Origin of the sequence: Corallococcus sp. AB032C, from assembly GCF_003668935.1 — a bacterium.
Taxonomy (GTDB): Bacteria; Myxococcota; Myxococcia; order Myxococcales; family Myxococcaceae; genus Corallococcus; species Corallococcus exiguus.
The window spans coordinates 1-26981 of record NZ_RAWP01000023.1; the positions used below are offsets into that span (position 1 = coordinate 1).

Sequence of the window (26981 nt, forward strand, 5' to 3'; positions counted from 1 at the left end):
CATGTCGGTGCACTCACCAGGGGTGCTCAGCTCTTCCTTTCCCTGCAAGCTCAACCCTGCCCACGGGGCTGGCGGCCGCTCGGCCTCCAGCACCTTTCTTCAGATAATTAGGGACACCCCCTAGGGCCGCGTGACGTGCACGAGGCTCGTCATCGCGTCCACGTACAGGGTCGTGTCGTCGGCGTACAGCGGCAGCAGCGGGGTGACCGACACCTGGTTGAGCTTCGTCTTGCGGACCTGCTGCGTGGCCGGGTCCTTGAACACGGCATACGGGACATCCTGGATGACGTAGGGCTCGCCGTTCACGTGGCCGATGATCATCAGCACATGGCCGGGGACGACGACGAGGTCGCCCACCTCCGTCTGTTCCAGCGCGCGCACCCGTTCGGCGTGTGAGTCGTGCGCCGTGAAGAGGCGGTGTTTCAGCGCCGCGCTCTTGCCCTGCATCCCGGAGTTGGGCGGAAGCAGCAGCCCCATGCTGCGGTACACCTCGCTGGTCAGGCCGCTGCAATCACGCGCATTGAACTGGTGCCCCCAGCCGTAGCGCTCGCCGAGGAACTTGAAGGACTGGCGGAGGATGTTGGCGCGGGTCAGCGGCAGATAGCCGGGCGCGGTGTCGGCGGTCCGGCGCAGCAGGGCGCTCCGGAAGGCCAGTGAGCCGTCCTGCTCGCGCACCGGCAACTGCACCGGCCACGAGGCATAGCTGCTGGCGCCGTTGACGGGCTCGCCGGGCGCCACGTCGGCCCGCGGCAGCGCGACCCCCATGTCGAGATCGAGCTCGGACACTCCCGGCGCTTCCGGCGTGAAGACCGTGCGCACCTGATCACCCGTGACGACGCGCCCGGGCGCCTTCGCCACGTAGGAGAACACCGCGTCCGCCGTGCCTTCCGCGATGTCGCCGCGCTTGACCCACGCGGGCCCCTGCGTCGTCTGGACGAACAGCCATTGCTGGTCCGCGCTCTGGTGCGCGATGGCGACCGGCTCGCCCGGGAACAGGACGCCGGCCTGAAGGCTCTCGTAGTCGCGCAGGTCCTGCGAGGCGAAGAACAGTCGACCGGACGGCAGTGACCGCAAGGGCGTGCGCCGCACGCTGAGGCCGTAGCGTGCAGTGGAGGTTTCGGGGATGTGCTCGGCCGCGGCGTTCTGGCGGAGTTCGCCGAGCATCGCCTCCGTCACCGGCTGGCCCTGTTCGTCGATGACCGCCTGGATGGGCGTCTGCTGCGCATCCCTGACCCAACCGGCGACCTGTGCCCGTGTCAGCGTGGCCGGGATGCCCTTCAGGTCGACCAGGCCGCCCTCCGGGCCGAACGCGCGCAGGCGCTTCGCCGCAACCTGGTCGGCATCGAGCAGCACCGCATCGGGAGACGGCGCGCGGCGGATCCAGAACTCAGGCGACAGCATGTCTTCGCTGAACGCCGGCACCCCGGACGAAGACACCGCGAGCGCGGACGGCGTGGCGCACGCGCCAAGGCTGGCTGCGGCCCCCATCACCGCGAGCGAGAGTGCCCGCATGCGCCACGTACGACGAGAAGGGAAGGCCAGGCGGCTCATGGGTTCTGCTCCCGCTTGAGGGTCGGTTGCTCTCCTATCGGGAGAACGAACTCTCAGTGGGGGCTATTTCGCAGGGTGGAGCAATCAGGGGGACTCCAGAATGTGGCCGAGATCGCGGTCCACCACGGTGAATTCGGGGGACTGGTAGCGGACGCCGAGGTGTCTTCGAAGGCGTGCACGATGGCGCGCCTGGCGCCCATCCCGTGCATGCGCCCGAGCCATGAGGTGCTCCATGGCTTCGAGGTCGGCCATGTCTCGATGGAGACGGAGCAGGGGATGGGGCGGAGCGCGCGCCGCGCTATGCTGCGTCACCTGTCCCCATGGCCTCTTCTCGCAAATCCCCTGGTTTCGTCCGCAGCCTCGTGTTGCCCGCGCTGCTGCTCTTCGCCCTGCCGCTGTTCGGGCTCTGGTTCTCCGGTCATGCCTCCGACCGCTTCGACGCGCAGGTGTTCGAAGTCATCGAGAAGCAGATTGGACGCGACACGGAGTTGAGCGCGGAGGATCGCCAGGAGGCGCTCGCCTTCTACCGCGAGGTCCCCGCGTCGGCGGCCTGCACGAGCGACAGCGAGGACCTGGCGCGCTACCGCAACAGCCTGGGCGAAGCGTGCTCGGACGCGAAGCAGTTCGGGTGGGCGTACCTGGCCTCCTGGGTCCTGCTGGCGCTCGGGCTTGCCTCCACGGGGGTCGCGCTCCTGTGCGGCCTGGCTGCGTTCATCTCGCGTCCCTTCCAGTACGGCAGCTTCGTGGTGGGCTGGCTCGTGCTCCGCATCACCAGCGCGCTCCAGGTGCTGGGCCAGGGTGTGCTGCTGGTGTGGCTCTCCTACTGGGTGACCGCGCTCTGGGCCAATCGCTACTACCCGAAGCTCATCGGCATCATGGCCCTCCTGGCGGCGGTCGCCGTCTTCCTGGTGGTGGTGGCCATCTTCCGCCGCCCGCCCATGGACTTCGACGTGGAGGCGGAGGAGGTGCCCGAAGCGCGCGCCCCGGAGCTGTGGGCCTGCGTGCGCCGGCTGTGCGAGCGGCTCCAGACGACGCCGCCCGACCACATCCTCGCGGGCATCGACACCAACTTCTTCGTCACGGAGAACGACGTGCGCGTGGACGGGCGCATCCTCTCCGGCCGCACGCTCTTCGTGAGCCTGTCCCTGCTGCGCCTGCTGGAGCGCTCCGAAGCGGAGGCCGTGCTGGCGCACGAGATGGGGCACCTGCTGGGCGGCGACACGGGGCACGGCAAGCGCCTGGCGCCCATGCTCTCGCACTTCGGCCACTACCTGGAGACGCTGTACGAGGGCGGCGTGACGCGCCCTGTCTTCTATTTCATGGCGGCCTACCGCGGGCTGTTCGAGCTGTCCCTGGGCCGCAGCCGTCGCGCCAGCGAACTCGCGGCGGACCGGCTGGCGGCGGGTGTCACGTCGGGGCAGGACATCGCCCGCTCGCTGGTGAAGGTGGGCGCGTACTCGAGCTTCCGGGACCGCGTGGAGGCGAAGCTCTTCGCCCAGGACGAGCAGCACCAGTCGGTGGGCATCTCCCAGCGGGTCGCGCACGGCTTCTCCGAATACGCCCAGTCCGAGGCGGTGCACGACGACCTGCAGGGCGCCGTGACGCCCCATCCGTTCGACTCACACCCGCCGCTGGGCGCGCGCATGGAGAACGTGGGCGTCCACCTCAAGCCCGCGGACATGGCGCAGGTGCTCCTGGAGCCCGTGGAGTCCTCGTGGGCGGAGGCCTTCGAGGACGCGGAGGCCATCGAGGCGCGGCTGTGGGGCGCCTACGAGGCGCGCTTCTCCCAGGCCCATGACCTGGCGCTCGCGTGCCGTTACGAGCCGTCCACGGACGAGGAGCGGCAGCACGTGGAGAAGTTCTTCCCGGCGCTCGTCTTCGAGGGCAAGGAGGCCGGCTACGAGGTGCGGATGGACTACGCGCAGGTGAGCTGCTCGGAGTGGGAAGAGCCCGTCGAGTTCGAGCGGATCGCCTCCGCCTCCACCGCCGACCGCATGTTCAAGAAGTACCTGGACCTGAAGGTCACCGGCGAGGGCCGCTTCAAGGGCGGGCGCTCCATCTGCTTGAGCAAGCTGAAGGAGCAGGACGCGGTGCTGGCGGCCTTCGAGCGCTACCTGGGACGACACCGGTTCATGAAGGCGCACCGCTCGGACTCGCGGGCCGCTTGAGCAGGAGCTCCGCCCGCTGGCGTCACGTCGCCGGCGGGCGGGTGCGGTAGAGAACTCCGTTCGCGAGCTCGAACGAGGTGCCGGCGGCAAGCCGGGTCCCCGGGCGGCAAGCGCGGGCCCATGGTGACTGGCGCCATCCTCCTGGTGACCGCGGTCACCAGCCCGCGGGCCCTTTCCGTGAAGCCCCTTCCGCCAACTCGTTGAAACCACAGGCGGGCATGAGGCCACACCGGTCGACATGAGCCCGGCATGCCGGGTGCAGTAGGGCAGGGCATCGCTGTACTGCTCCCCCTTCGACGCACTCCTGAGGTTCCTGCCATGGCCCGTCGCATCGGTTCGTCCCTGCCCCGCACCTCCAGCCTCCCGACCTCCACGGTGTCTCAGCCGAAGCCCCCGGCGCGCGCGTCGACGCTCCCTGCCTCGACGACGGCCGCGAAGCCCACGGCCACCAAGCCCACGGCGACCCCGCCCGCGGCAACGGCGACCAAGCCCACGGCGACGACGCCCGCCGCGAACACGGCGACGCCTCCGAAGCACGCGGCGGCTCCCGAGGGGCAGCCCTCCTACAGCCCCTGGGAGCTGACCTCGGGCGCCTCGGACGTGGCGGTGAGCGGCGGTGACAACAAGCTCACGGCGCCCGCGGCCGCGAAGCAGACGATGTTCATCGACAAGCCGGCGACGCCCTACCAGAAGGACACCTTCGGCGGTGGCCGGGTGAGCGCCAACATGGGCTCGGCGCAGGCCTCCACCACCAGCCACAGCGGCGGTGGCGTGCACCACTACTCGGCCCAGGCCGAGGCCCAGGGGCCCAACGCCTCCTTCGAGTGGCAGAAGTCGCACTCCGGCCGGATGGGCGTGTCGAGCGCGCAGGTCACCGGCGAGGCCAACACCTTCAAGGCGCAGGCCCAGGCCGGTGTGTCGGCCGACACGAACTCGCACGCCTACACCGCCGCGCTGACGGCCAAGGCGGAGACGGGCGTGGGCGTCACGGCGAGTGCGAACCACGACTTCAACCGGCACGTGGGCGGCTACGTGAAGGGTGAGGCGAAGGCCGGCGCCTCCGCCTACGCCGAGGGCGTGGCCACCCTGGACCCGAAGACGGCCACGGCGATGGTCTCCGGGCAGGTGGGCGCGGGTGCCACGGCGGGCGCGTACGCCACGGCGGGCGGGCACGTGGGCCGGGTGCACGGCTCGGTCACCGCCGGCGCGGTGGCGGGCGCGTCGGCCCAGGCGGGCGGCAAGTTCGGCCTGGAGAATGGCTTCCTCAAGCAGTCCGCGGACGTGAACACCGCCCTGGGCGTGGGCACCCACGTGAAGTCGGACGTGGCGGTCGACCTGCGTCACCACATCAAGCCGGGCATCGCCTCGGGCCTGCGCCCCGCGCTCGGCACCGCGATGGGCGTGCCCGCGCCCGCGATCGCCATCGAGCCCGAGAAGTCGGGCATCGAGAAGCTCTTCGCCAAGGCCTTCGGCAAGGAGTGACCCGCTGGGGGCATACCCCCCGTCCGGGTGTTCCTCCCTGGCGTCGTCATGGGCCACTTCGTAGGTTGCGCTCCCCCCCAGTCCTTCGAGCGCTTCCCACTCCATGACGACGTCCATCCTCCGAACCCTCCTCCTCGGTGCTCTTGTTCTCCAGGCGCTCTCCGCCTGCGCCACGGCCCCACTGCGTCACGAGCAGCCGCCGCATACCGCTCCTCCCGCGGCGGAGCTGACCGAGGCACTGAAGCCCTTTTCCTTCCTCATGGGAGCGTGGGACGCGGAGGGTGGCGGTACGCCCGGTGCGTCCGCCGGAACCTTCACGTTCCAGCCGGATGTGCAGGGTCATGTGCTGATCCGCCGGAACGCATCCTCCACGCCGGGTGGGCGGCACGAGGACCTGATGGTCCTGTATCCGGGAGCACCTGGCGCGGTGCGTGCGAGCTACTTCGACAACGAAGGGCACGTCATTCAGTACTCAGCCCGCGCGGAGAGTTCCCCGGCGAGCGCGGAGTTCGTCACCGACGAGGCCGCAGGCACGCCCCGGTTCCGTCTGTCGTATCTGCTGAACACAGACGGCACACTCAACGTCAAGTTCGAGATCGCCCCTCCCGGTGCCGGCTTCCGGACCTACCTCGAGGGTACTGCCCGGCGGAGATAGGCATTGGCGGCGGGTGCGACATCGTGACGGCCAATACCCAGCACATGAGGTGAAAGGCAGCCGCCGAATCCTCTACACTGACAGTCATGTCACGATGGCTGATTGCGCTGGTGATGCTTTCGGGATGTACGGGCTCTGTCTCGCCGTCCGACGCGGGCATACGCGACGCGGGTCCGTCCTTCGATGCAGGCGTGCGCGACGCTGGCGTCTCCCCGGGCTGGGGGCAGGGCACGGAGGTCGGCACGGTCGTCAACGACGTCTGGACCCCCGGGCGTGACAATGACGGCCGCGTGAACGAATCCAGCTGGGCGCTGGTGCCGCATGGCCGGTGGGTGAGCGTCTCGGACACGAACCTCGACGTCCTGGGGGCGCAGGTGCAGGCCGCCATTCCCGGGTGGAGGGACTACGGCAGCCAGGGCTGGGGCGGCGTCACCGAGGCGTGGAACGCGCCGGCCTTCGACCTCGCCGGCCGTCGCCTGTGGCGTCACGGCGGCGGTCACGGCGACTCGAGCAACAACGGCATCTACCGCTTCGACCTGGACTCGATGCGCTGGTCGATTGAGCACATGCCGAGCGACACCAACCTCTGGAATCAGGCGTACCGCCAGTCCGCCACCTTCGCGGGTTGCCCGGAGTCGAGTGCGGCCTACCACGCGGAGGTCGACGCGGGCACCTGGGCGCAGCGCGACCACTGGTACTACGACGAAATCTTCTGGGACCGCACCGCGAGCAATCCCATGGGCAATCCCACGGCGCGGCACGTGTACGACGGTTTCATCTACGTGCCGGAGAGTGACGAGCTCGTCGTCGCCTGCCGCCGGCTGTGGCGGTACTCGCTCGAAAGCCACACGTGGACAATCAAGACGCATCCGCGCGCGAACGGTGACGAATATGCCTTCACGGAGGACATCATCGCGGTGCTCGACCACGAGTCGAAGCTGGTGATTGGCTCTTGTGGTTCCGGTGGCCCCTTCGCCGCGGACTACGACCTGCGCACCGACACCTGGCTCGCCCCGCGTGCGAGCTGGGGAAGCTGGGACTGGACCGGCGCCGCCTACACGCAGGATGGCGACATCGTCACCATCTTCATGCCGCCGCACAGCTCAGGGAACTACGCCTCCCCCGGCCGCTGGCAGCGCTACGACGTGGCCACCCACTCCGTGCTCGCGTCGGGCTCGACGTGGAACTACGAAGGCGGTCTGTCGCTCGCGTCATTCCCGGACACCGAACATGCCACCGACGGTCACGGCATGGTCTACGTGCCGACCGAGGGCGTCTACTGGGTGTACACGAAGCTCAACAGCGGCATGGCCTGGCTGGAGCTCGACCTCAAGACGACGCCCGCGACGTTGCGGCCGAAGACCTTCGCCAACGCTGCTCCCGTCCTGCCGAGCGGCATCGCGCGGCGCCGGGCCATCTACTTCCCCAGCCTCGACGCCATCGTGTGGATGAGCCCCGCGGACCAGGATGTGATCGTCTTCCGTCTGTGAGGCCTCATGCAGCGTACGCCGATCAGGCGCTGGACGTAGCTCGCGTCCAGCGCCTGCTTCCAGGCCGGTCCAGCGACATCAACCGAAGCGAAGGCTAGTTACAGGGCGCGCCGCAGGTGCCCGCCCCACGGGCCTGACATGCCGCCGTGTTGATGCAGAACAAGCCATCACCCGTGCAGCACCCGAGCAAACGCGAGGACTCGTCCGTGGTCTCGTCCGGAACCGCGCTGCTGGGGCTGGTCGAAACGAGCACGGCCTCGTTCGGCACGACTTCGCTCGGGGCGAGCTGAGAGGAGGAAACAGCCATTCCCACCACGAAGGCAAAACTCAGGGCAACTCCGGAAACAAGCGTCCGCAGCATCTGATGCTCCTTGGGTTGAGAGGCGTCTGGGATGGTACTCCCAGTGTGCCCCTCAATCCAAGACTCCGGAGTCTGGCTTTGTTTGGTGTTCGGGGTGTTGAGTGTGGATGTATTTTGATGGGTGGGGCAAATGACACGCTGCGAAGTCAGGTCTTCCCGTAGCGGCGCACGGCCTCGTCGAATTCAATTCGGCGTGCGCGCAGCAGTCCACCCGCCAGGGGCTCTGCTCCGTCGACGTCCACGTAGTCGAGCTTCCAGGCGAAGCCGAGTGCCGGGTCGAGCCGGTCGACGATGAGGTCGAAGGTGTATGCGGGGCCCTTCGTGGCCACCAACCCATGCACGTTGTCGTGTTGGTCCGAGATGCTTGAGAGATCCCCGGGTCCGGACACGCGGTCGATGCTCGGACGCAGCACCAGGTGCTTGGGCTGACTTTCGACGCGTTCGAAGTGGCGCAGGTGGAACTCCCCGGCGAGCACCACGTGCATGGACACCATGTTCTGATGTCCGTGAGGCACGATGGCTCTGCCTTGAGCCAGCCCGAAGAGCTTCGTGCCAAAGACGCGCGGCAACCCCTCGACCCTGGGCAATGGCGCGGACATCGCACCGGCTCGGTCATCCGGCAGCTCGAGGCCCGGCTTCAGTCGGTCGGCGTCGATGGCCCGAACCAGCTCGGAGAGAGGGACCCGGGCGAAGAGCGCCTCGACCTGCTGCTGCCATTCCCGTGGCTCGAGCTTCCGGTCATGGACATCCGAACAGAGTTGATGGGTACGGGAGAGCCACGCCTGGACCTCCTTGCGCACGGGCCCCGCGAGCGCGTCCTGCCGCAGGAGCATGGGGATCAGGGCATAGCCCGTCAGTGCTTGGAGCAGGACCTCTCGCCGCGTAGAGCGCTGAGTCATACCCGAGCAAGGAAGCAGGGTGCATGCCAGCATTGCGGACGGCATGTTCGAGGCAAGGTCCCGACTCCATGCGCTCGCCCGCGGGTGAGCAGCCACAGGTGTGGCTGGATCCGCACAGGCCTGGCCGCGCCTACTGCCGGACCGAGTACTCGGTGCCCGAGCGGAAGGGGATGGTCATCGACGCGAAGCCGTGGCGCGGGTCGCGCACCCAGGTGACGTAGTCGCGGTAGTCGGCCTTGAAGACACCGACGTTGTCGGTCACCACCACGGCGCCCGGACGCAGGGCCGGGGCGACGAGCTTGAGCACGTCGAGCGCCCGCACGGGGAACCCATCGTTGAGCATGAAGTCCACCTCGCCGAGGTCCTCCGCTCGCAGCGTCTCCGTCGCGTCACCCACGCGAATCTCCGCGAAGGACGCGAGCCCCGCCTCCTCCAGGTGCGCCTGCGCGCGCCGCGCCTTCTCTGGCAGGAGTTCGGTGCCAATGACACGGCCGCCGCCGTTGTCGCGCACCGCCGCCGCCAGCCACAGCGTCGAGACGCCAAAGGACGTGCCGAACTCGACGACGGTCCTGGCGCGGAGCGCCCGCGCCGTCAGGTAGCAGAAGGCGCCCTGGGCGCGCTCGATCGCAAGGTACTTGTCCGCGAAGGCGTGCTCGGTGCCCGGCTTGTCGATGGGGCGGCCGAGGAGCATTCGCGGCAGCTGTGGCAGGAGGTGGAGGAGGACGCCCGGCATCTGCCGTTCGGCCTCTCCGTGGAGTCGCCGCAGCACGGCGCGCACCCGTTCGTCGGGCAGGACGGCCAGGGGACCCCTGGCATTGTCGTTAGCGCTGAACACCGGAGAATCCCTTTCGGCCTGGCGCCCAATAGGCGACGTTGGTGACCTGCTTCGCGGAGATGCCTGCTCGCCGCACCGCCTTGTAGAGGCGCTGGATTGACGGAGCCTTCCCGGTGAAGACACACCGCGTCCGCGGTTCGGCGAGCAGCGCGCGCATGAGTTCGTTCTCGATGCGATCGAGGTGAACAGCCTCCGGCTCGCGCGCGGTCAGCGTCACCCCATTCGTGACGCCAATCCGGTCGAGTGCGATGCGCGAGGCTTCGGTGGATTCCACCTCGAACGAGAACGCCACCTCCCGGATTCCCTCGGGTGTCGCTCGAAGCGCGGCCGCGGTGCTGAACGAGGTTTCGTCGCCGAAGAAGAACAACGGCCGGTCGACGGCGGCGAGGTCCAGCGCCGAACGTGGGCCCACGAGGAAGAGCGGCTCTCCCATGGTCGCCGACGCGAGCCAGTTCGACGCGATGCCCTGGCCGTGAACGAACCCGAGAAACGTGGCGGTGCCGGTTCGCGGCTCGAAGGAGAGCGGCGTGTACGCCCGCCCGGCCAGGCCGGCGAAGCCGATCTGGATCATGTCGCCGGGTGTCCAGCGGCGGCCTTCAAGGTCTTCTCCCTCAATCGTGACGAGGCGGAACGCATCGCCCACGGACTCGACTTCGCGAACCCTGGCGCGGCGCGAGACGAGGCGATGGAACATGGACTCGACGACGCCCGAAGGCGCGGTGGATGGCGACGGCATGCGGGAGACCATAGGGAGTCGCGCCCCTGGCCGCATTGCGCAATCAGGACAATTTGTTTATCAAAACGGTCATGGCGGCGAAGCGGCGGAAATCGAAGGCGACACGGCCCGTGGATCCGACGAGCTGGACGTTCAGCGGAGACGTACGGGTGGCGAACGGGCCTCCTGGCGCGGTGGCTTCGCTCGAGTCGCTCGGGGTCCGGTTCACGCTCGATGCGCGTGGACGCTTGAAGACCGCGGTCGAGCGGCCGGTGAACGCGATCGGGCTCAGCATGGCGAGCGGCGGGCTCGAAAGCGAACCCCACGCACACCGCGAATCACAGCTCATGTACCTGGTGCGCGGAGAGATGATCTGCGAGGCGTCGAACGCCCTCTGGATCGTCCCGCCGCAATCCGCGCTGTGGATCCCCGGAGGCGTGACGCACCGGATCCGGGGTCGCGCGCCGCTCGAAGGCTACAGCGTCTTCCTCAATCCGCGCTCGGCGCCGAACCTTCCGAAGGATTGCTGCGCGGTGTCGGTGACGCCGCTCTTCCGTGAGCTCCTGCTGCGCCTGGCGACGCGTCCCGCGCTCTACGACCTCAAGGGGCCGGACGCACGCCTGGTGACCGTGCTCCTCGACGAACTGGCGACGGTCTCCATCGAGAAGCACCGCCTGCCGATGCCGAGCGATCCCCGGCTCCGGCGTCTGGTGGACGCGATGGCCGCCGAGCCGGCGATTGGCGTGACGACGAAGACATGGGCGAAGCGAATCGGCGTCAGCGAGCGCACCTTGAACCGCGTCCTCGTCGAGGAGACGGGCTTGAGCTTCGGCCGCTGGCGCCAGCAGCTCCACATCATCCTGGCCATCCAGAAGCTCTCCCGGGACGCGACCGTGCAGAACGTGGCGTTGGAGCTCGGCTACGAGAACGCGAGCAGCTTCGTGACCATGTTCCGCAAGGCGCTCGGGACGTCGCCCGCGCAGTACATGGCGAACCGCCTGGCCACGCCGGCGGGGAAGCGATAGCCGCAAGCCCCCTTCCGTGGTACCTGCCCGGCAGCCACTTGACGCTCCGATGGCGGTGCGACGTTCTGTCGCGACCGTAGGGTGTCCTCGGGTGGCATTCGTCGGCTGGCGCCTCCCGGGTCATGACCCCGTTGTTTCTGGAGGCCCCCATGTCCACGTCCGAACTGCCCGTCCTCGAGTTCATCCTCACGAACTACAAGAACTTCAACGCCCGCGCGACGCGCGACGCGCTCCTGTCCTACTGGGAGCATGTGTCGAGCGGTGGCCGGATGTTCTGGAGCGTCGCGGGCGCCATGTCGTCCGCGCAGCTCGGCATCACGCTCGCGCCCGCCATCCGCTCGGGCCTGATTCACGGCCTGTCGGTGACGGGCGCCAACCTGGAGGAGTCGCTCTTCCGGCTCGTCGCGCACACGGCGTACAAGGACTTCCCCGAGTACCGCTACTTCACCAAGCAGGACGACACGAAAATCCTCGAGCAGCGGATGCGCCGGGTCACCGACACGAGCATCCCGGAGGACGAGGCGTTCCGGGCGGTGGAGAAGATCGTCGTCCCCATGTGGAAGAACGCCTCCGCGAAGGGCGAGCGCCGCTTCTGGCACGAGTACTTCTACGAGCTCATCCAGGTGCTGGAGCCCTCGGCGTACGAGGGAGACCCGGAGGCCTGCTGGCTGATGGAGGCGGCGAAGCGCAAGCTGCCCATCGTCGTCCCGGGCTACGAGGACTCGACGTTCGGGAACATCTTCGCGTCCTACGTGAAGACGGGCGACTGCAACCCGAGCATCGCCAAGTCTGGCATCGAGTACATGGCCGACTTCTACGACCGCTACGAGGAGCTGTCCGCGGGCAAGGGCGTGGGCTTCTTCCAGATTGGCGGCGGCATCGCCGGTGACTTCCCCATCTGCGTCGTGCCGTCGACGAAGTACGACATGCAGAAGCCCGTGAAGCCGTGGGCCTACTTCTGCCAGATCAGCGACTCGACGACGTCCTACGGCTCGTACTCGGGCGCGACGCCCAACGAGAAGATCACCTGGGACAAGCTGACGGAGACGACGCCGATGTACGTCATCGAGTCGGACGCCACCATCGTCGTCCCGCTGATGCTCCGCGCGCTGCTGGAGTGCCAGGGCCATCCGGAAGCGGCGAACGCGCTCATCGCCCGGCACCGGCGCTAGTCACGCGCGAACCGCGGCAGGGCCCGGAACGTGTTCGGGCCCTGCCGGGCTTTCGTCAGAGGCCTTGCTCAGAAGCGGGCGAGGAAGGCGTCGTTGCTGCCGGCGTTGATATTGCCGCCGAGGCTTCCGCCCGTCTGTCCGGCGACGTAGGCGTTGCCGGAAGCGTCCACGGCCACGCCGCGGGCGACGTCCTGGCGCGAGGTGCCCAGGGTCTGGCTGCCCAGCTTCGTGCCGAGCGCGTCGTAGCGAGTGAGGAAGGCGTCGGAGGCGCCCGCATACGGGATGCCGGCGAGCCCGCCCGTGTAGCCGACCACCTGTACGACGTTGTTCGAGGAGACGGCGACGCCGAACGCGTAGTCGGGCTGCCCACCTCCGAGCATGCGGCTCCAGTCGCGGTTGCCGGCGCTGTCGTAGCGGGCGAGCAGCACGTCGATGGTGCCGTTATTGGTGTTGCCGTCCAGGCTGCCGAACGTTTCACCAACAATGTAGACGCCGCCATCGGGGCCCACGGCGACGCTCTTGCCGTCATCCAGCTCGCCCGCGTCAATCTGCCGGACCCACTGCTGGGCGCCCAGGATGTTGAGCTTGAGCAGGAAGATGTCGCTGTTCACCGCCGGGGTGGTGCCGTCGAGGCTGCCGTAGGTGTTCCCGACGATGTAGACCTCGTGGGTGGGCGTGACGGCGATGCCGCGAGCCATGTCGCTCGCGGAGCTGCCGAACTGCTGGAGCCAGTACGGGTTGCCCGCCGTGTCATAGAGCCCGGCGATGATGTCGTAGTTATTGGGGTTGCCGCCGTTGGCGAAGCTGCCGCCGGTGTAACCGGTGAAGTAGAGGGTGTCGTCCGCGCCAATGGCGATGCCGGTGGCGAAGTCATCCATCTGCGTGCCGTTCTGGCGCAACCACAGGCGGTTGCCGGCTGCGTCATACTTGGCGATGAAGAAGTCGATGCCGCCCGCGTTGCTGTAGAAGTCGAAGCCACCGAAGGTGGTGCCGGCCACATACGCGTTGCCGTCCGCGTCAGTGGCCACGGCGGTGGCGCGGTCCGCCCCGGTGGTGCCGAGCTGGTGGACCCACTGGAGGTTGCCGGCGGTGTCGTACCGGGCAATGAACGCGTCCTGACCGCCGGCCTTCGGGTCGGCGCCGAGCTGGCTGGTCGTCTGACCCACCACGTAGACGCTCGCGCCCGACACGGCCACGGCGTTGGCCTGCTCATCCAGGTTGGCGCCGAGCTGGGCCACCCAGGAGGGGGACGGAACCTGGGCCGCGGCGACGGAGGGGATGGCCGCGGCGCCGACGACGCCCGCGAACCCAAACATGCTCAAGAGAAGGTGTTTCATCACGAACTCCATTTCTCAGTGGGGGGAACAGCTCCGCGGCGTCAGGGAGGGAAATCTGCCGCCACGGCATCCTTTCAAGACCACGAGAATCGGTCGCGCGGAAGATGGGTAGTGAAAGACACACATGCGACAGTGTCTGGCTTGAACACGACCGTGACACATGGACGCGTCATGTCATTTCGCGACGCTGCCGCGCCCAGGCCTCGAAGCTCATGGGGGAGAGGCCGTAGGAGCGCGCGATTTCAGGCCGAGCCAGCACCGGGGCGACGTTCATGTACGTCATGCCTTGCGCCACGCCGGGATGCAGGCCGGCCGCGACGGCCTCTTCGATCGTGGAGGACTGGACCACGTACTCCTTGCCGTCGACGCGCGAGAGGACCTCGGTGATTTGAGGGAGCGTGAGCACGTCACCCGCGAGCTCCAGCGTCACCCCATGGAACTTCGCAGGCTCGTTGATCGCCGCCGCGGCCGCCTTGCCGATGTCCTCGGGGGCGATGAGCCCGATGGGCTTGTCGGCTCTGACCACCGTGAGCAACCGGCGCCCGTCGACGAAGCCGGAGGGATCCAACATCGCGTGGTCCATGAAGGTGGCGGGCAGGAGGAGGGTCCAGTGCTTGAAGCCCGCGGTGCGGACGAGGTCGCACGTGGCCAGCTTGTTCTCCCAGTACTCCTCGTGGAACTTCCAGCGCCCCTCCGCCCAGCCCTCGACGTCGCGGTGGGCGCCGACGCCGGTCGTCGCGGTGTGCACGAACGTCTCGACGCCCTCGGAAAGCGCGGCCTCGACGAGGTTCTTCCCTTGCTGGCGCTCCTTGCTGAAGTCGATGCCGGTCGCGGAGACGATGGGTGACTGCATGGAGAAGACCGCCCGCGTCCCGGCGCAGGCGGCGCGCAACGACGCTGGATCGTCCAGGTCCCCGACGACCACCTCCGCGCCAGCCGCCGCGAGGGCCCTGGCGTTCGCCGCCTCCGGATTGCGCACCAGGACGCGCACTTTCGTGCGGCCCTCGGCCAGCAATGCCCGGGCGGTGGCACCCCCCTGGCGTCCTGTGGCGGCGGTAACAAGAACGGACGCGTTGCTGCGCATCGGCGGCTCCTTTGTAAGTGGTGGACCCCACCGTTTATTGTTCGTGTTAAATACGGAGGGGCCCCCCGTTTGTCAAAGAGAAGGGTCTCGTGAGGAGGAGTTCGCCGTGGAGCAGATGAAGCGGTTGCGCGCGGACGGGCAACGCAACCGGGAGCGGATTGTCGCGATCGCCGCCGAACTGGTCGCCAGGGAGGGCGCGCAGGTGTCTCTCGAGGAGATCGCTCGGAAGGCGGGGGTCGGTTCGGCGACCCTGCACCGGCATTTCCCGTCGCGGCAGGCGCTGCTGGAGGTGGTCTTCCGCGATGGCGTCGCGCAGCTTTGTGAGCGGGCCGCCACGCAACCGGGTAAGGCACCCGCCGCCGAGCTGGCGGACTGGATCGAAGAGGTGACGGTCTACACCGCGACCCACCGCGGGCTCGCCGCCGCGCTACTGGCCGGCCCGGATGGCCTGTCCGCCGAAGACATCTGCTGCACCGACATGCTGCTCAACGTGCTGAAGGTGCTGGTGGCGCGGGCGTCATCCGTGGGTGCGCTTCAAGCGGGCGCCACGGCGGAGGACCTGATGATGCTGGCGAACGCGATCGCCGTCGCGAACGAAAACGATCCGAACACCGCGCGCCGGGTGCTGCGCCTCGCGCTCACCGGCATCCGGCGCTGAGCGCGGTCGAGGGGGCGCGGGTCCCGGGGGAGCAGGCAACCCCAGGCCCCAAACGCGAAGGCCCTCAGGCGGTGCTGGAGGCCTTCGTGGGTCTGTCGTTCCGAGCGCTCCAGAAGGTCGTCATGGAGCGCTTCGACTACGGACCAGATGGGGGGCAGGTCGCGGGCTCGAGGTAGAAGGCTTCCCACGAGCCCGTGTCGGTGGGATTGCAGATGCCTCCGTTGCCGCCATTTCCGCTCTGGATGGGAGCGCCGGGGGTGTTCTCCTTCCAGTTGCGCGCGGTGCCTGTCGTCGACTCGAAGCCATAGCGATTGCGGCCGCCGAAGACGCCGCATGCGTGGCGGGTGAACGACTCCGCCGTGCCGAGCGAGGCATTCACGGTGAGTTGATCCGCGACCACCGCCAGGTACGCGCCGCTCGCTCCCTTGAGCTTGTATTTCGCGCCGCTGGTGACGAGCTCGAAGACCTCGCCACCGGTCTGCGTCGTGCCGAGCGCGGCCACCTTGCCCGCGCCGTCGACGGTGAGCCACTGGTCGGTGCGCTCACTCTGGATGCGGAAGCAGCCCGCGCTGCCGCTGGCCTCGGTATGGCAGGTCGCATCGCAGCCATCGCCCGGCTGGGTGTTGCCATCGTCGCACTGCTCGCCGCTCTCGACCGTGCCGTTGCCGCACACGGGGCCGCCGCCGCTGCCCGGGCAGCTCACCGGTTCGAGGTAGAAGGCCTCCCAGGCGCCGCCATCGGCCGGATTGCAGGCGCCGCCATTGCCGCCGTCACCACTCTGGATGGGCTCGCCCGGCGCGGCTTCCTTCCAGTGGGGCGCGCTCCCCACGGAGGCCCGGAAGCCGACGCGGGTGCGCCCGCCGTAGCCGCAGGCCAGCTGGGTGAACGACTCCCCGCTGGTGAAGTTGGCGCCCATCGTGAGCTGGTTCGCCACCACCGTCAGGAACGCGTCGCCCGAACCCTTGAGCTTGTACTGGGCTCCGTTCGGAACGAGCTGGAAGACCTGCCCGCCGGCTTGCGTCGTGCTGCCGGCGATGACCTTGCCCGCGATGTTGACGGTGAGCCACTTGTCGGTGCGCTCGCTTTGAATCTGATAGCAGCTCCCGCCCGAGGTCTCGACGAACCAGGCGGTGTAGGTGGCCGCGCTGCCAGGCGTGATGAAGGTGTGTGATTGCGCGCCTCCGTCCGACCACGACGAGAACGCCCAGAACCTACCGCCCGCATACTGCGGCGACTCGGCGCCCACGGAGCGGACGACACCGACCACGCCCGTCGTGTTGTGCGGCGCCGCGACCGGCCGCCCGTCCATCAGGACCTGCAGTCCGCTCGGCACGCTGGTCACGGTGAGCGGGACCGTGACGGGGTGGACGTCGCGATACGTCGTGTGGGTGAGGCCAATCGAGTCGCGCACCGTGAGCCGCAGGCGATACCAGACGTTGGCCGAGCTCTCTCCGATGCTCGGGATGGGCCAGCTCCCGCTCGCGACGCCGGTGGTATCCGCCATGGCCGGGTGCGTGTGGGTGTCGTGATGGAAGGTGATGTTCCAGGTCATCGCGCTCGGCGGCAGCGCGCCATCCTCCAGGTCGCTGGCCGAGCCGGAGAACGTCATGTTGGTGGAGGCGATGTAGGTCGCGCCCGTGGCGGGCGTCACAATCGTGGCCACCGGCGGCTTGTTGGTCGTCACCGTCAGCACGGCCTCGGCGCTGGTGGCCGAGCCAAGCCCGTTGGTCACGACCGCGCGGAAGCGCGCGCCGGTGTCGGAGAGCTGCGCAGCGGCCAGCTCGTAGCTCGGCGAGGTCGCGCCGGCGATGTCCACGCCGTTGCGCTGCCACCGGTAGGTGAGGGGCGGCTCGCCGCTCGCCGACACCGTGAAGGTGGCAGGATAGCCGACCGATACCAACGTGCTCGCAGGCTGCTGCGCGATGCTCGGCGGCAGCGAGGCCGTATAGGCGATGCGGCCCACCTGGCCCGAGCCGCGCGCCAGGTAGTAGAGCGCGCCATCGGGCCCGACATCGAGGTCCACGGGCCCCGCGGCGGCCGTCGCGAACAGCGAATTCGCACCGGTGTTCGGGTCGATGCGCGCAATCCAATTGTTGGTGTAGTCCGCGAAGAAGTACTGACCGACATACGCGCTGGGAAAGGCCGAGACGGGTGGATTGTAGAAGGCTCCGCCCGCGATGCAGTTGCCGGCGGCCGTGCCGGAGCCATGCGGGTACGCGTAGAACGGCTGCGTGAGTTCCGGGCGGTTCGTGAAGTAGCCCTCCGTCATCGGCCAGCCGTAGTTGGCACCGGCCTGTCCGCGGTTGATCTCCTCCCAGCCGCCTTCGCCCACGTCGTTGATGAACAGGATGCCCGTGCCGGGTTGAACGTCGAAGGTGAAGGGGTTGCGCAGCCCCATCGCCCAGGTCGCCTTCGCGAGCCCGGTGGCGGTCGCATAGAACGGATTGTCCGTGGGGATGCTGCCGTCAGGGTTGAAGCGCAGCAGCTTGCCGAGCGGCGTGTTCAGGCTCTGTGAATTGGAGGAGACCGCGTTCTCGCCGACGGAGACATAGAGCTTGCCGTCGAGTCCGAAGCGGACCGCGCCGCCGTTGTGGTTGGCGGCGTCCAGCGTCGGAAAGTCGGCGAGCACCAGCTCGCTTCCGGGAACCGCCACATTGCCGTTGGCGGTGAAGCGGCTGACCCGGTTGTGGATGCTGCCGGCGACCGACGTGTAATAGACGTAGAGATAGTGGTTGCTGCCGAAGTTGGGATCGAACGCGATGCCCATCAACCCACGCTCGTTGTCGTTGTCCACGGCGAGCGTCATGAACGGAGTCGCCAGAAGCTGACCGTTCACGACGACGCGCAGCGAGCCATTCTTCTCCGAGATGAACAGGCGCCCGTCAGGCGCGAAGGTCATGGTGGTGGGGCCCTGGAGGCCACTGACAAAGACCGAGTCGGCGAAGTTTGCGTCTTGCATGACCGCGGCTGCGCGCGCTTCCGCCAGCTCCGGGGGCGACTGCATCGAACAGCCCACGAGGAGGGAGAAGACCGCGCACACGACGGCTCGCACATTCGTTCCTGGCATCCCTGCTGCTCCCGGTCGAGTAGTGATGTCCGCTTTTACGCTGAAAACATGTTCGACTGGAATAGCATAAAGATGAGGTCATCCATGCATCGAGGTTCCTGTTTGTGCGGCGCGGTCCGCTTCACCGTGGAGGGCGAATTGCACAGCCCTGACGCATGCCACTGCAGTCAGTGCCGCAAGCATTCGGGCCACTATTTTGTCTCGACGGACGTGCCGCGCTCAGCCGTCACGATCGAAGGCCAAGACAAGATCAGCTGGTTCCAGTCATCCGAGAAGGTGCGTCGCGGCTTCTGCTCCGTCTGCGGATCGTCGCTGTTCTGGGATCCCATTCAACGCGATTGGATTGGAATCGCGATGGGCGCCTTCGACACGCCTACCCACACCCGCATCGCCGTTCACGTCTACATGGCCAACAAGGGCGACTACTACGACGTCGAGGACGGGGTGCCGCGATTCGACACGATTCCTCCAAAGCCGGGGTGAGGCCGTTCCCCCGCTGCGATGGCGGCCACTTCCGCGAGCGTCGTTTCGATGTCGTGACGATTGACGTCGATGTGGGTCACCGCTCGAATCAGTCCACGGACCTGCCCTACGCGCACGCCACGGCTGGCAAGCGCCGTGACGAATTGTTCATTTGACAGTCCGATGCCACTGACATCGAAGAACACCATGTTGGTCTCGGGGTGGAGCGTCGTCAGCCGGATGCCTGGAATCCGCGCCAGGCCGTCGGCCAACAGCCGGGCGTTCGCGTGGTCTTCAGCCAGGCGGTCCACATGATGGTCGAGCGCGTACAAGCACCCGGCGGCAGCAATCCCCGCCTGGCGCATCGCTCCGCCGAAGACGTGCTTGTAGCGCCGAGCCTGGGCAATGAACTCCTTGCTGCCCGCGAGCATCGCCCCGATGGGAGCGCCCAGCCCCTTGGTGAAGTCGATCCAGAGGCTGTCGGCCTGGGCCGCGAACCGGGCAGCAGACACGCCGCTGGCGACGCACGCATTGAAAAGGCGTGCTCCATCCATGTGGACCGCGAGGCCTTCGGCTCGTGCGGCTTCCGCCACCGCCGTCAGTTCCTCGAGCGACCAGACGGTGCCGCCTCCGAAGTTGTGTGTCTGCTCGACGCACACCAGCCTGGCGATGGGTCCGTAGGGCGAGGGCACGGTCTTCACTCGCGACAAGGCCTGGCGCAGTTCGTCCGCGGTGAAGATGCCTCGCTCCGTCGGAACACCCTCCCGACTCCGCCCGGATGATGTGGGCCATTCCGTCCGCGATGACGGCGTCCGCTGGCCGTGTGTGGACCTTGACGGCGACGAAGTTGCACATCGTTCCCCCAGGGAACCAGAGCGCCGCCTCCTTGCCCAGGAGCGCCGCGACGCGCTCCTGCAGCAGGTTCTCCGTGGGGTCTTCGCCATGCTGCTCGTCGCCGACCTCGGCGCTCGCGATGGCCTGGCGCATGGCCGCGGTGGGCTTGCTCTCGGTATCACTGGACAGCGGAATCAGGTGCGCAGGGGAGGGCAGGTTCATGGGTTCTCTCTGCCTCCTCATGGTGAGAGGTGTCTTGAACGTTCCTTACCTGCGGCCCGCCATCCTGGCGAAGGCGCCCGGCGTGATGCTGGTGATGCGCTTGAAGTGTCTCGTGAGATGGCTTTGATCCGAGAATCCCGCGAGGGCCGTGACCTCCACCAACGGCATCCCGAGTCGGATGAAGTGCCTGGCGCGCTCCACTCGCAGCGCGATGAGATACGCATGCGGAGCAAGGCCGGTGGCCGCACTGAACGAACGGATCACCTGGGTCTCGGAGACACCCGACTCGGCGGCAAGCTCCGCGATGCTGATGTTCTCCGAGAACCGGTCGTGAAGGGACTGCCTGACCCGCGAGACGGTTCGTGGGTCACGCAAGAGCCTTGAGCCCGCGGGTGCCGCGGTATGCCGAGTGAACAGCTCACGCAGGAACATGAGCGTGCGGCTCTCCCGCTCCAACAGGTCCTCGGCGCATTGGGACGCTCGATGGAGGGCTTCGAACTGCCGGTACAGCGAGCTGTCCAGCAACACGTGGCCATCGAAGGACGGGGGGCTCCGGTGGGTTTCCAGCGCGCGAAGGACCAGCGTCGGGGAGGGGTAGAACATCCGATAGCGCCAGCCACCGTCGACGCCGCAATTCCCTTCGTGGACCATGCCGGGATTGATGACGCACAGAGTCCCCTCTGGCATCAACAGGGGAGAGGACCGGCCCGGACGGAAACGCTGAGCGCCTCGCTCGATGATCCCGATGGCATAGGTCTCATGGAAGTGAGCAGGGAAGGCGAAGTCCCGGTACTCCGCGCACAGGTATTCGACTGACTCCAGTGCGGGTTCAGGCCAGAACTTCACCTGGTTCTCGTTCGCACCCGCGGACGCCATGGGAACCGCCTTTAGCGGGAGGCCGCGATCCCCGTCAGGATGAGATCGATGCCGGCCAGGAACTCGGCGAGGTCATCGTGCCCGGGCAGTTGGGCGGCGAGCTTGCGGGTGAACGGATACTCATTCGCGTCGAGCTCCTTCCACCGGGCCGACACCGTGTTGAGAAACTCAACGCGGTCCACGGACGGATCGAGCATGCGGCCGTTCGCGGCATTCTGGATGCTCACGCCGACGATGTAGCTCATCAGCGTCGACCCCGCCGTGAACCAGGCTCTGTCTGAAAGCCCCATCGCCTGGAGCTGGTGCCCGATGCGCTCGAAGATCCGCAGCATCGGGGACTCCCACGGGGCGCGAGAGAGCTGCGCGCCCACCCACGGATGCGCATCGACCGTCTCGAACACAGCGACGGCGAGCCCGCGGAGTGATTCCTGGGGCGTGGCGGATGCGGAGACTTCGGGCATCGCGCGGGCGACGACGACGTCGGCGGCGGCCACGAGCAGCTCGTCCTTGTTCGCGATGTGCCAGTAGATCGCGCCGGCGCCGGTCTCCAGCCGCGTGGCGAGCGCGCGGAAGGTCAACCCGTCCTCTCCCTGGTCGTCGAGCAGCGCGATCGCCGCTTCGACGATCCGCTCGCGTGAGAGCGCGTCCTCACGCCGTTCCGACCCGCGCCTTTCCTTTCCCATGGCTCCATCTTGACAGAACTGGAACAGCGTTCCAATGTGGTTTATGGAACGGTGTTCCAGTGGCCATTCCAAGAGGAAGCACGATGACTCCCATTGCCATCATTGGCGCTGGCCTGGGCGGGCTGACGCTCGCTCGCGTCCTTCACGTTCACGGCATCTCCGCCACCGTCTACGAGGCCGACGCGTCCGCCGATGCGCGCACGCAGGGCGGCATGCTCGACATCCATGACTACAACGGGCAGCTCGCGCTGAAGGCGGCCGGGCTGTTCGACGAGTTCCGCCGGATCATCCATGAAGGCGGCGAGGCTTCGCGGATCCTCGACCCACACGGCACGGTCCTGCTCGACCAGCCTGACGACGGCAGCGGTATTCGCCCCGAGGTGCCGCGCGGCGAACTGCGGCGCATCCTCCTCGACTCGCTGCCTGACGGCACCGTGCAGTGGGGACGCAAGGTCACGTCCATCCGCTCGCTCAGCGGCGGGCAGCACACGCTGACGTTCGCGGATGGGGCGAGCGTGACGGCGAGCCTCGTGGTGGGCGCGGACGGCGCCTGGTCGAAGGTCCGGCCGCTGCTGTCCGACGCGAAGCCCGCGTATGTCGGCACCTCGTTCGTCGAGACCTACCTGCTCGACGCCGACGCACGCCACCCGGCCAGCGCGAAGCTCGTCGGCGGCGGAGCCCTCTACGTCCTCGCACCCGGCAAGGCCATCCTCGCCCACCGCGAGCCCCACGGCGTCCTGCACACCTACGTCGCGCTCAGCCGGCCGCAGGAGTGGTTCACGGACATCGACTTCTCCGACCCGAAGGAGGTGAAGGCTCGAGTCGCGGCGGAGTTCGACGGCTGGGCGCCGGAGCTCACCGCGCTGATCACCGACGGTGAGACAGCCCCCGTCCTCCGGAAGATCCATGCGCTCCCGCCCGGACATCGGTGGACTCACGTGCCCGGTGTGACACTGCTCGGCGACGCCGCGCATCTGAACCCGCCCGACGGAGAGGGCGCCAACCTCGCGATGTACGACGGCGCCGAGCTGGGCAAGGCCCTGGCCTCGCACCGGGGCGACTTCGATGCCGCGGTCGCCGAGTACGAGGAGGCCATGTTCCTGAGGAGCGTGGATGCCTCAGCGGAGGCCGCGAGGATCCACACGCTCTGCTTCAACGATGACAACGCACCGCACGGGCTGATCAACCTGCTGTCCGGCGGCGCCGCACCGGTCCGGGAGAGCACGTCATCCCGCGGGCAGTCCTGATGCCTGAGGTGCCGTGTCATTCCGGAAGTCCTTGGTTCCACCTGGGCTACGGGATGAAGGTCGGGAGAGCCCGCCCCTTCATCCAGGCGTCCATCATCCCGTCCTCGAGCAGCTTCCCGACGACGTGGTAGCGCGACACCATCGCCGGGGACGTGAGCGCGTCCTCGCAGACGACCTTGGCTTCGCCCAGGTAGGACGAGTGACACATCCATATCTTCGCGCTGTCGTTCCAGAGGAACCCGACGTGGTAGTCGAGTCCGACGACGTAGAGCCCGGCACCGGCGCTCCTCAACCGGTCGATGACTTCGGACACAGGACGGTCGCGAAACCGCCAGGTCGTCAGCCCAGGTGCCAGCGTCTTCACGATGTGCTCGGCGGGCTGTTGGGCCATTCGTACGCGCTCGATTCGGAAGCCCGCGTCCCGAAGCACGGTGGAGACGAAGTAGCCACAGGCAATGCTCCCTGTTCCGGGAGTCTGGCTATGGCCGTAGAACTCCCAGGGCGTGCCGTACCAGGCCGGCATCAGCTGTCGGGTGATGGCATCCAGTACGGTTGAACGGGCCTCGTCCCGCAGGGATGTGCGCTTGATGCCGGGCTGGTGCCACCGTGTGCCGAAGTCCTGTCGTCGGGCCTCCAATCCAGCGACCACCTCGGCATAGGGACGCTCTGGACCTGGGGGCTCGGGCTCCGCGTCGACAGGGGTCAAGGCGAGGAGCAGCAGGATGGGAACCATGCGCCTGTGGACGCCTGGGCCCGCACGGGGGTTCCCTGTGAGATGAGTCAGAGCCGACGCAGGAACGCGATCAAGTCGCTCTTCTGTTCAGGAGTGAGGGACTCCGGTGGGCCCTGAAACATCCCCTCAAAGGAGTTCGAGCGCGACAGCGAAACCAGGGTCTGGGTGGGCGAGGGACTCGCTGCGGACGGTCGCGGCATCCATGCGCCTGTGGCTCGTGAGCAGGCCCGCCGCTTGCGCGTCTCCGGAAAGGATGTGGCCGTGGCCGCCATCGACGCCGACAGGGCCCACGGCAATGAGCGCGAGGCGCAGATGGCCCAGCACCTGCTGAACGCCCAATCGGAGCGTCCCCAGGCCTGGACGCTGGTCCTCACGGGCAGCGTCCACGCGCGCACCACGGAGGTGAGCTGGGATGGCGACTTCGAGCCCATGGGCGCTCGCGTGGCACGTGTCCTGCCCTCGGTGCGTTTCCTGGACGTGGGCTTCCAGCGAGGCACCCAGTTCGCCTGCCGCTACAACGTCTGGAACGAGGGCGTGGAGTGCAACGTCTTCGGCATCAGCCCGGCGCTCGAGGCATGGCAGTCCTCCAAGCAGGCCGAGGGACTGAAGCTCTTCACGTCCCAGCAGCCTGACGGATTCCATGGCCGGCTCTACCTGGGCTCTCTGACCGCATCGCCGCCCGCGCTCACCACCGTCAACCCCGTGCCCTCGGGTCCTCGATGAAACTCCCGGAACGACTGACAGGTCTCAGCGCGGGAGGGAGCTCCTCGCGCCGATAGAGGCGAGGCTGGTGGCGCGTCCGACACGGGGAGTCTACCCTGCTGCCTCGGCGCTCTGCTCCTGCGCGAGGAGGATCAGCTTGGCGCGGCTGGGCACGGCCAGCTTGACGAAGACCCGCTTCAGGTGCGTCTTCAACGTGTTCAGCGAGCTTCCCATGTCCTCCGCGATGGTTCGGTTGTCCCAACCATTCAAGACGCGCTGAACCACGTCCAGCTCGCGAGGGGTGAGCCGCTTGCGCCACTCGGTGGGAACCTGAACGCTGTGAGACACCTCCTGGAACAACAGCGCCCAGGGCGTTCTCCCGGGATGGGTTGGCAACGGGAGGAACGTCACCTTCAAGCTCCGCCCCAGCCGCCGGAACGTCAGGACGTCCTGCCCTGCGAGCATCCGCTGTCCGGAGCGACTGAGCCGCTCCAAGGCGTCCAGGAGGACCTGGGGCAGGCCGAAGCGGCCACAGGGCTCATCCGGGAACCAGCGCTGGAGCAGCGCCGTGGAGCGGGGCGTGCGCATCAGCTCGATGGCCGGCGGGCTCAGCACGATGCTCTCAAGCCCTGTATGGCGGAAGAGCTGGTCCAGGAGGTCTCCCTGACGGACCAGGTCTCCCAGCATGAGGCAGTTGCGAACCGTTCTGGCCAGGATGGGCGTCAGGCGTTGAAGAAAGGCCTGCTCCTGCTCCGAGAAGGCCTTCCGGTGCTCCCGGTACAGGGTGAAGCCGCTGTGCCAGCCCAGCCCCATGTCCAGCGACACAGACAGGATGCGCTCCACCGGCATGTGCATCTCCCGGCAGTGCGCGTACATGGCGCTGTTCCTCATCTCCAGGCGCGACAGCATCTCCGACTCCCGCAGCACGGTGTTGGGCTGCTGGACCACCGCGGCGCTCACGAAGCACTCGTGTGAAATCTCCGGGTAGCGGTCAAAGAAGACCTGGGGCATGTCCTGGATCATGGGCCAGTCGTATTGGCCGGGCTCGCCGGGCCTGGACACGCAGAGCCCGCCAAAGTCCGCGGCCAGCACGCGCGACAGAATCCTGTGGGACTCGGAGAAGACCTCTTTCATGTCGAGCGAGCTGGTCAGCGCTGTCATGACATCCAACAGCACCTGCTCCCGCTGCATGGAATCCGGCTGGCCCTTCACGCGCATGACTTTCCTCCACGTCTGGATTCAAGCGTAAGCACGACGGTTGGGATGGTTTTACCATGCGGGACAGCGTCACCCCTATGGGTGATGCCCGCTTTCAACGGGTTCCCGTACTTTCCGCGAGCTCCGTCGTCGAGTGGAACTCATGCGAATGACAGTGACTGAATCGAGCTTGCCCGTGGGCCGGTGCTCACGGGGGTAACCCCGCTGTACGCCAAGGAGAGAGTCAATGCGAAATCAAATGTTTGCATGCATTCTGGCTGTCAGTGTCTTTCTGGTTGGAGGCAAGGCCGAAGCCCTTCCCGGCGGTTGGCACATGGGGGAGACGGGCAACAGAGTCATCCTCTACGATCAAAATCACGAGGCTGTCTGGGCTGGCTACTTCGATGAGGAAGGGAAGTGGCACGAGTCGACCTACACGCCCAGGGGCGGCAGCTCGGGGGACCAGGGCGAAACGATGGGCGACATCAATAGCTCGGCGGACTACGTCTTGGTGAACATCACGAGAAGGGTGGGAGGGATCATCGTCTTTGACCCCACGAAGCGTGTGGTCGTCTTCGAGGTCCGTGGCGGTGTGGCGGCTGGGACAACCGTCAGGATTCCCGCGAACAGGCTCAGCGACACCGTGCAACTGGTGGCCGCGGTCGACGACAAGGGGGCGGCACTCGACGTTGCGTTCTTCAAACGCGCGGTCTCCTGCGGCAGCAGGTCCTTCTGGGTCAGTCGCTAGCCCTCCGCGCAGTCAGCGCCCGGAGCTGCTCGGCTCCGGGCGTACTGGATGGATGCTGGGGCTACGATGTGGGAAGAGTGCAGCCTCCCCGAACGGCTCCGATGGAGGAGGCTGACGCGTGCACGAGTACGATTTGATCGCGGACTGGTATGCATCCCACCGTGCGGGCCCCATGGGCGTCCCGGAGGTGACGGCGCTCGCGGCCTCACTGCCGGCCGGTGCCTCGGTGCTGGACGTCGGCTGCGGCACGGGACTGCCGCTGACGCGGGTGCTGCTTGAGCACGGCTGCCACGTGATGGGCGTGGATAGCTCCCGCGAGTTGCTGGCGCGGTTTCAAGCGAACTTCCCCCACGTGCCGGTGAAGTGTGCGCCCATCCAGTCATGTGAGCTTCAGGAGCGGGCGTTCGATGCCGCGATCGCATGGGGCGTCCTGTTCCACCTGGGCCACGAAGAGCAGGAACAGGCTATCGCCCATATCGCGAGGGCATTGAAACCTGGCGCCGCGTTCCTCTTCACCTCGGGCGACGCCCACGGCTCCATCGACGGCGAGCCGATGAATGGCGTCCCGTTCCGCTATCACTCGTACAGCGTCGACGGGTATCGCGACCTGCTGCGCGCGCACGGGCTCACGCTGGAAGCGACGCACACGGACCCGGGCGGGAACGCCTACTACCTGTCGCGCAAGACGGGATCGGGCGGCTGAATGCCATCCGCGACACACCGGCCCGAGGCGTTTGGATTGCGCCGTCCTGGGGAGTGCGCCGCGGACTGGAGGCAA

General features: G+C 67.5%; 23 protein-coding genes and 1 pseudogene. 12 read left to right on the forward strand and 12 right to left on the reverse strand.

Features of this window, described 5'->3' with window-relative positions:
* Positions 1-120: 120 nt before the first annotated feature.
* Positions 121-1551 carry an SH3 domain-containing protein gene (locus D7X99_RS12830; RefSeq protein ID WP_233613330.1) on the reverse strand — a complete coding sequence of 477 codons (1431 nt, stop codon included), beginning with the start codon at positions 1549-1551 and terminating at the stop codon, positions 121-123.
* A 320-nt stretch (positions 1552-1871) separates the two neighbouring features.
* On the opposite strand from D7X99_RS12830, the gene D7X99_RS12835 reads away from it, so the two are divergent.
* From D7X99_RS12835 to D7X99_RS12850, 4 genes are all read left to right on the forward strand, one after another.
* On the forward strand, positions 1872-3719 hold the full coding sequence (locus tag D7X99_RS12835) for a M48 family metallopeptidase (RefSeq protein WP_121752482.1): 1848 nt from the start codon (positions 1872-1874) through the stop codon (positions 3717-3719).
* A gap of 318 nt (positions 3720-4037) precedes the next feature.
* Positions 4038-5201 (forward strand): hypothetical protein, encoded by a 1164-nt coding sequence (locus D7X99_RS12840; protein WP_121778054.1) that lies wholly within the window; start codon positions 4038-4040, stop codon positions 5199-5201.
* Between the two features lie 103 nt (positions 5202-5304).
* On the forward strand, positions 5305-5856 hold the full coding sequence (locus D7X99_RS12845; RefSeq protein WP_147476142.1) for a hypothetical protein: 552 nt from the start codon (positions 5305-5307) through the stop codon (positions 5854-5856).
* A 191-nt stretch (positions 5857-6047) separates the two neighbouring features.
* A complete protein-coding gene (locus D7X99_RS12850; RefSeq protein WP_121778056.1) occupies positions 6048-7346 on the forward strand; it encodes a hypothetical protein in 1299 nt (432 codons plus the stop codon).
* A 507-nt stretch (positions 7347-7853) separates the two neighbouring features.
* Here D7X99_RS12850 and D7X99_RS12860 read toward each other — a convergent pair.
* From D7X99_RS12860 to D7X99_RS12870, 3 genes are all read right to left on the reverse strand, one after another.
* Positions 7854-8606: a hypothetical protein gene (locus tag D7X99_RS12860; RefSeq protein ID WP_121778057.1), complete on the reverse strand. Its 753-nt coding sequence runs from the start codon at positions 8604-8606 to the stop codon at positions 7854-7856.
* A gap of 130 nt (positions 8607-8736) precedes the next feature.
* Positions 8737-9375 carry an O-methyltransferase gene (locus D7X99_RS12865; RefSeq protein WP_233613332.1) on the reverse strand — a complete coding sequence of 213 codons (639 nt, stop codon included), beginning with the start codon at positions 9373-9375 and terminating at the stop codon, positions 8737-8739.
* 52 nt (positions 9376-9427) lie between these two features.
* Positions 9428-10177, reverse strand: coding sequence for a siderophore-interacting protein (locus tag D7X99_RS12870; RefSeq protein WP_158627001.1), 750 nt, complete (start codon positions 10175-10177; stop codon positions 9428-9430).
* Positions 10178-10287: 110 nt separating this feature from the next.
* On the opposite strand from D7X99_RS12870, the gene D7X99_RS12875 reads away from it, so the two are divergent.
* Both D7X99_RS12875 and D7X99_RS12880 read left to right on the forward strand, forming a co-directional pair.
* Positions 10288-11181 carry a helix-turn-helix domain-containing protein gene (locus tag D7X99_RS12875; protein WP_233613334.1) on the forward strand — a complete coding sequence of 298 codons (894 nt, stop codon included), beginning with the start codon at positions 10288-10290 and terminating at the stop codon, positions 11179-11181.
* A 149-nt stretch (positions 11182-11330) separates the two neighbouring features.
* On the forward strand, positions 11331-12353 hold the full coding sequence (locus tag D7X99_RS12880; protein ID WP_121778061.1) for a deoxyhypusine synthase family protein: 1023 nt from the start codon (positions 11331-11333) through the stop codon (positions 12351-12353).
* Positions 12354-12421: 68 nt separating this feature from the next.
* On the opposite strand, the gene D7X99_RS12885 is transcribed toward D7X99_RS12880, so the two are convergent.
* Both D7X99_RS12885 and D7X99_RS12890 read right to left on the reverse strand, forming a co-directional pair.
* Positions 12422-13690: an SBBP repeat-containing protein gene (locus tag D7X99_RS12885; RefSeq protein WP_233613336.1), complete on the reverse strand. Its 1269-nt coding sequence runs from the start codon at positions 13688-13690 to the stop codon at positions 12422-12424.
* A 169-nt stretch (positions 13691-13859) separates the two neighbouring features.
* A complete protein-coding gene (locus tag D7X99_RS12890; protein WP_121778062.1) occupies positions 13860-14774 on the reverse strand; it encodes an NmrA family NAD(P)-binding protein in 915 nt (304 codons plus the stop codon).
* Positions 14775-14889: 115 nt separating this feature from the next.
* On the opposite strand from D7X99_RS12890, the gene D7X99_RS12895 reads away from it, so the two are divergent.
* Positions 14890-15432, forward strand: coding sequence for a TetR/AcrR family transcriptional regulator (locus tag D7X99_RS12895; RefSeq protein ID WP_211485034.1), 543 nt, complete (start codon positions 14890-14892; stop codon positions 15430-15432).
* 136 nt (positions 15433-15568) lie between these two features.
* Here the strand turns inward: D7X99_RS12895 and D7X99_RS12900 are convergent, their stop codons facing one another.
* The gene (locus D7X99_RS12900; RefSeq protein ID WP_121778064.1) at positions 15569-18499 is read right to left on the reverse strand and encodes a PQQ-dependent sugar dehydrogenase; all 2931 of its coding nucleotides are present in this window, start codon (positions 18497-18499) and stop codon (positions 15569-15571) included.
* A gap of 84 nt (positions 18500-18583) precedes the next feature.
* Here D7X99_RS12900 and D7X99_RS12905 point away from each other — a divergent pair, with 84 nt between their 5' ends.
* A complete protein-coding gene (locus D7X99_RS12905; RefSeq protein WP_121778113.1) occupies positions 18584-18982 on the forward strand; it encodes a GFA family protein in 399 nt (132 codons plus the stop codon).
* On the opposite strand, the pseudogene D7X99_RS12910 reads toward D7X99_RS12905, so the two are convergent.
* The 3 genes and pseudogenes from D7X99_RS12910 to D7X99_RS12920 form a co-directional block, all read right to left on the reverse strand.
* Positions 18925-20038: pseudogene (locus D7X99_RS12910) on the reverse strand (low specificity L-threonine aldolase). The gene D7X99_RS12905 and the pseudogene D7X99_RS12910 sit on opposite strands and share 58 nt — an antisense overlap.
* Before the next feature lie 24 nt (positions 20039-20062).
* Positions 20063-20893, reverse strand: a complete 831-nt coding sequence (locus D7X99_RS12915; protein ID WP_121778065.1) for an AraC family transcriptional regulator — start codon at positions 20891-20893, stop codon at positions 20063-20065.
* Between the two features lie 11 nt (positions 20894-20904).
* Positions 20905-21576 carry a TetR/AcrR family transcriptional regulator gene (locus tag D7X99_RS12920; protein WP_121778066.1) on the reverse strand — a complete coding sequence of 224 codons (672 nt, stop codon included), beginning with the start codon at positions 21574-21576 and terminating at the stop codon, positions 20905-20907.
* A gap of 83 nt (positions 21577-21659) precedes the next feature.
* Between D7X99_RS12920 and D7X99_RS12925 the strand changes: the two genes are divergently transcribed.
* Positions 21660-22823 carry an NAD(P)/FAD-dependent oxidoreductase gene (locus D7X99_RS12925; protein ID WP_121778067.1) on the forward strand — a complete coding sequence of 388 codons (1164 nt, stop codon included), beginning with the start codon at positions 21660-21662 and terminating at the stop codon, positions 22821-22823.
* A gap of 46 nt (positions 22824-22869) precedes the next feature.
* On the opposite strand, the gene D7X99_RS43660 is transcribed toward D7X99_RS12925, so the two are convergent.
* Positions 22870-23556, reverse strand: coding sequence for a hypothetical protein (locus D7X99_RS43660; RefSeq protein WP_233613340.1), 687 nt, complete (start codon positions 23554-23556; stop codon positions 22870-22872).
* Between the two features lie 261 nt (positions 23557-23817).
* Here D7X99_RS43660 and D7X99_RS12935 point away from each other — a divergent pair, with 261 nt between their 5' ends.
* Positions 23818-24279, forward strand: a complete 462-nt coding sequence (locus D7X99_RS12935; protein ID WP_233613342.1) for a hypothetical protein — start codon at positions 23818-23820, stop codon at positions 24277-24279.
* Positions 24280-24369: 90 nt separating this feature from the next.
* On the opposite strand, the gene D7X99_RS12940 is transcribed toward D7X99_RS12935, so the two are convergent.
* Positions 24370-25476 (reverse strand): helix-turn-helix transcriptional regulator, encoded by a 1107-nt coding sequence (locus tag D7X99_RS12940; protein WP_121778068.1) that lies wholly within the window; start codon positions 25474-25476, stop codon positions 24370-24372.
* A 226-nt stretch (positions 25477-25702) separates the two neighbouring features.
* On the opposite strand from D7X99_RS12940, the gene D7X99_RS12945 reads away from it, so the two are divergent.
* Together D7X99_RS12945 and D7X99_RS12950 are read left to right on the forward strand one after the other, a co-directional pair.
* Complete coding sequence (locus tag D7X99_RS12945; protein ID WP_147476143.1) at positions 25703-26203, forward strand: hypothetical protein; 501 nt, start codon at positions 25703-25705, stop codon at positions 26201-26203.
* A 118-nt stretch (positions 26204-26321) separates the two neighbouring features.
* Positions 26322-26906 carry a class I SAM-dependent methyltransferase gene (locus D7X99_RS12950; RefSeq protein WP_121778070.1) on the forward strand — a complete coding sequence of 195 codons (585 nt, stop codon included), beginning with the start codon at positions 26322-26324 and terminating at the stop codon, positions 26904-26906.
* Positions 26907-26981: the final 75 nt, after the last annotated feature.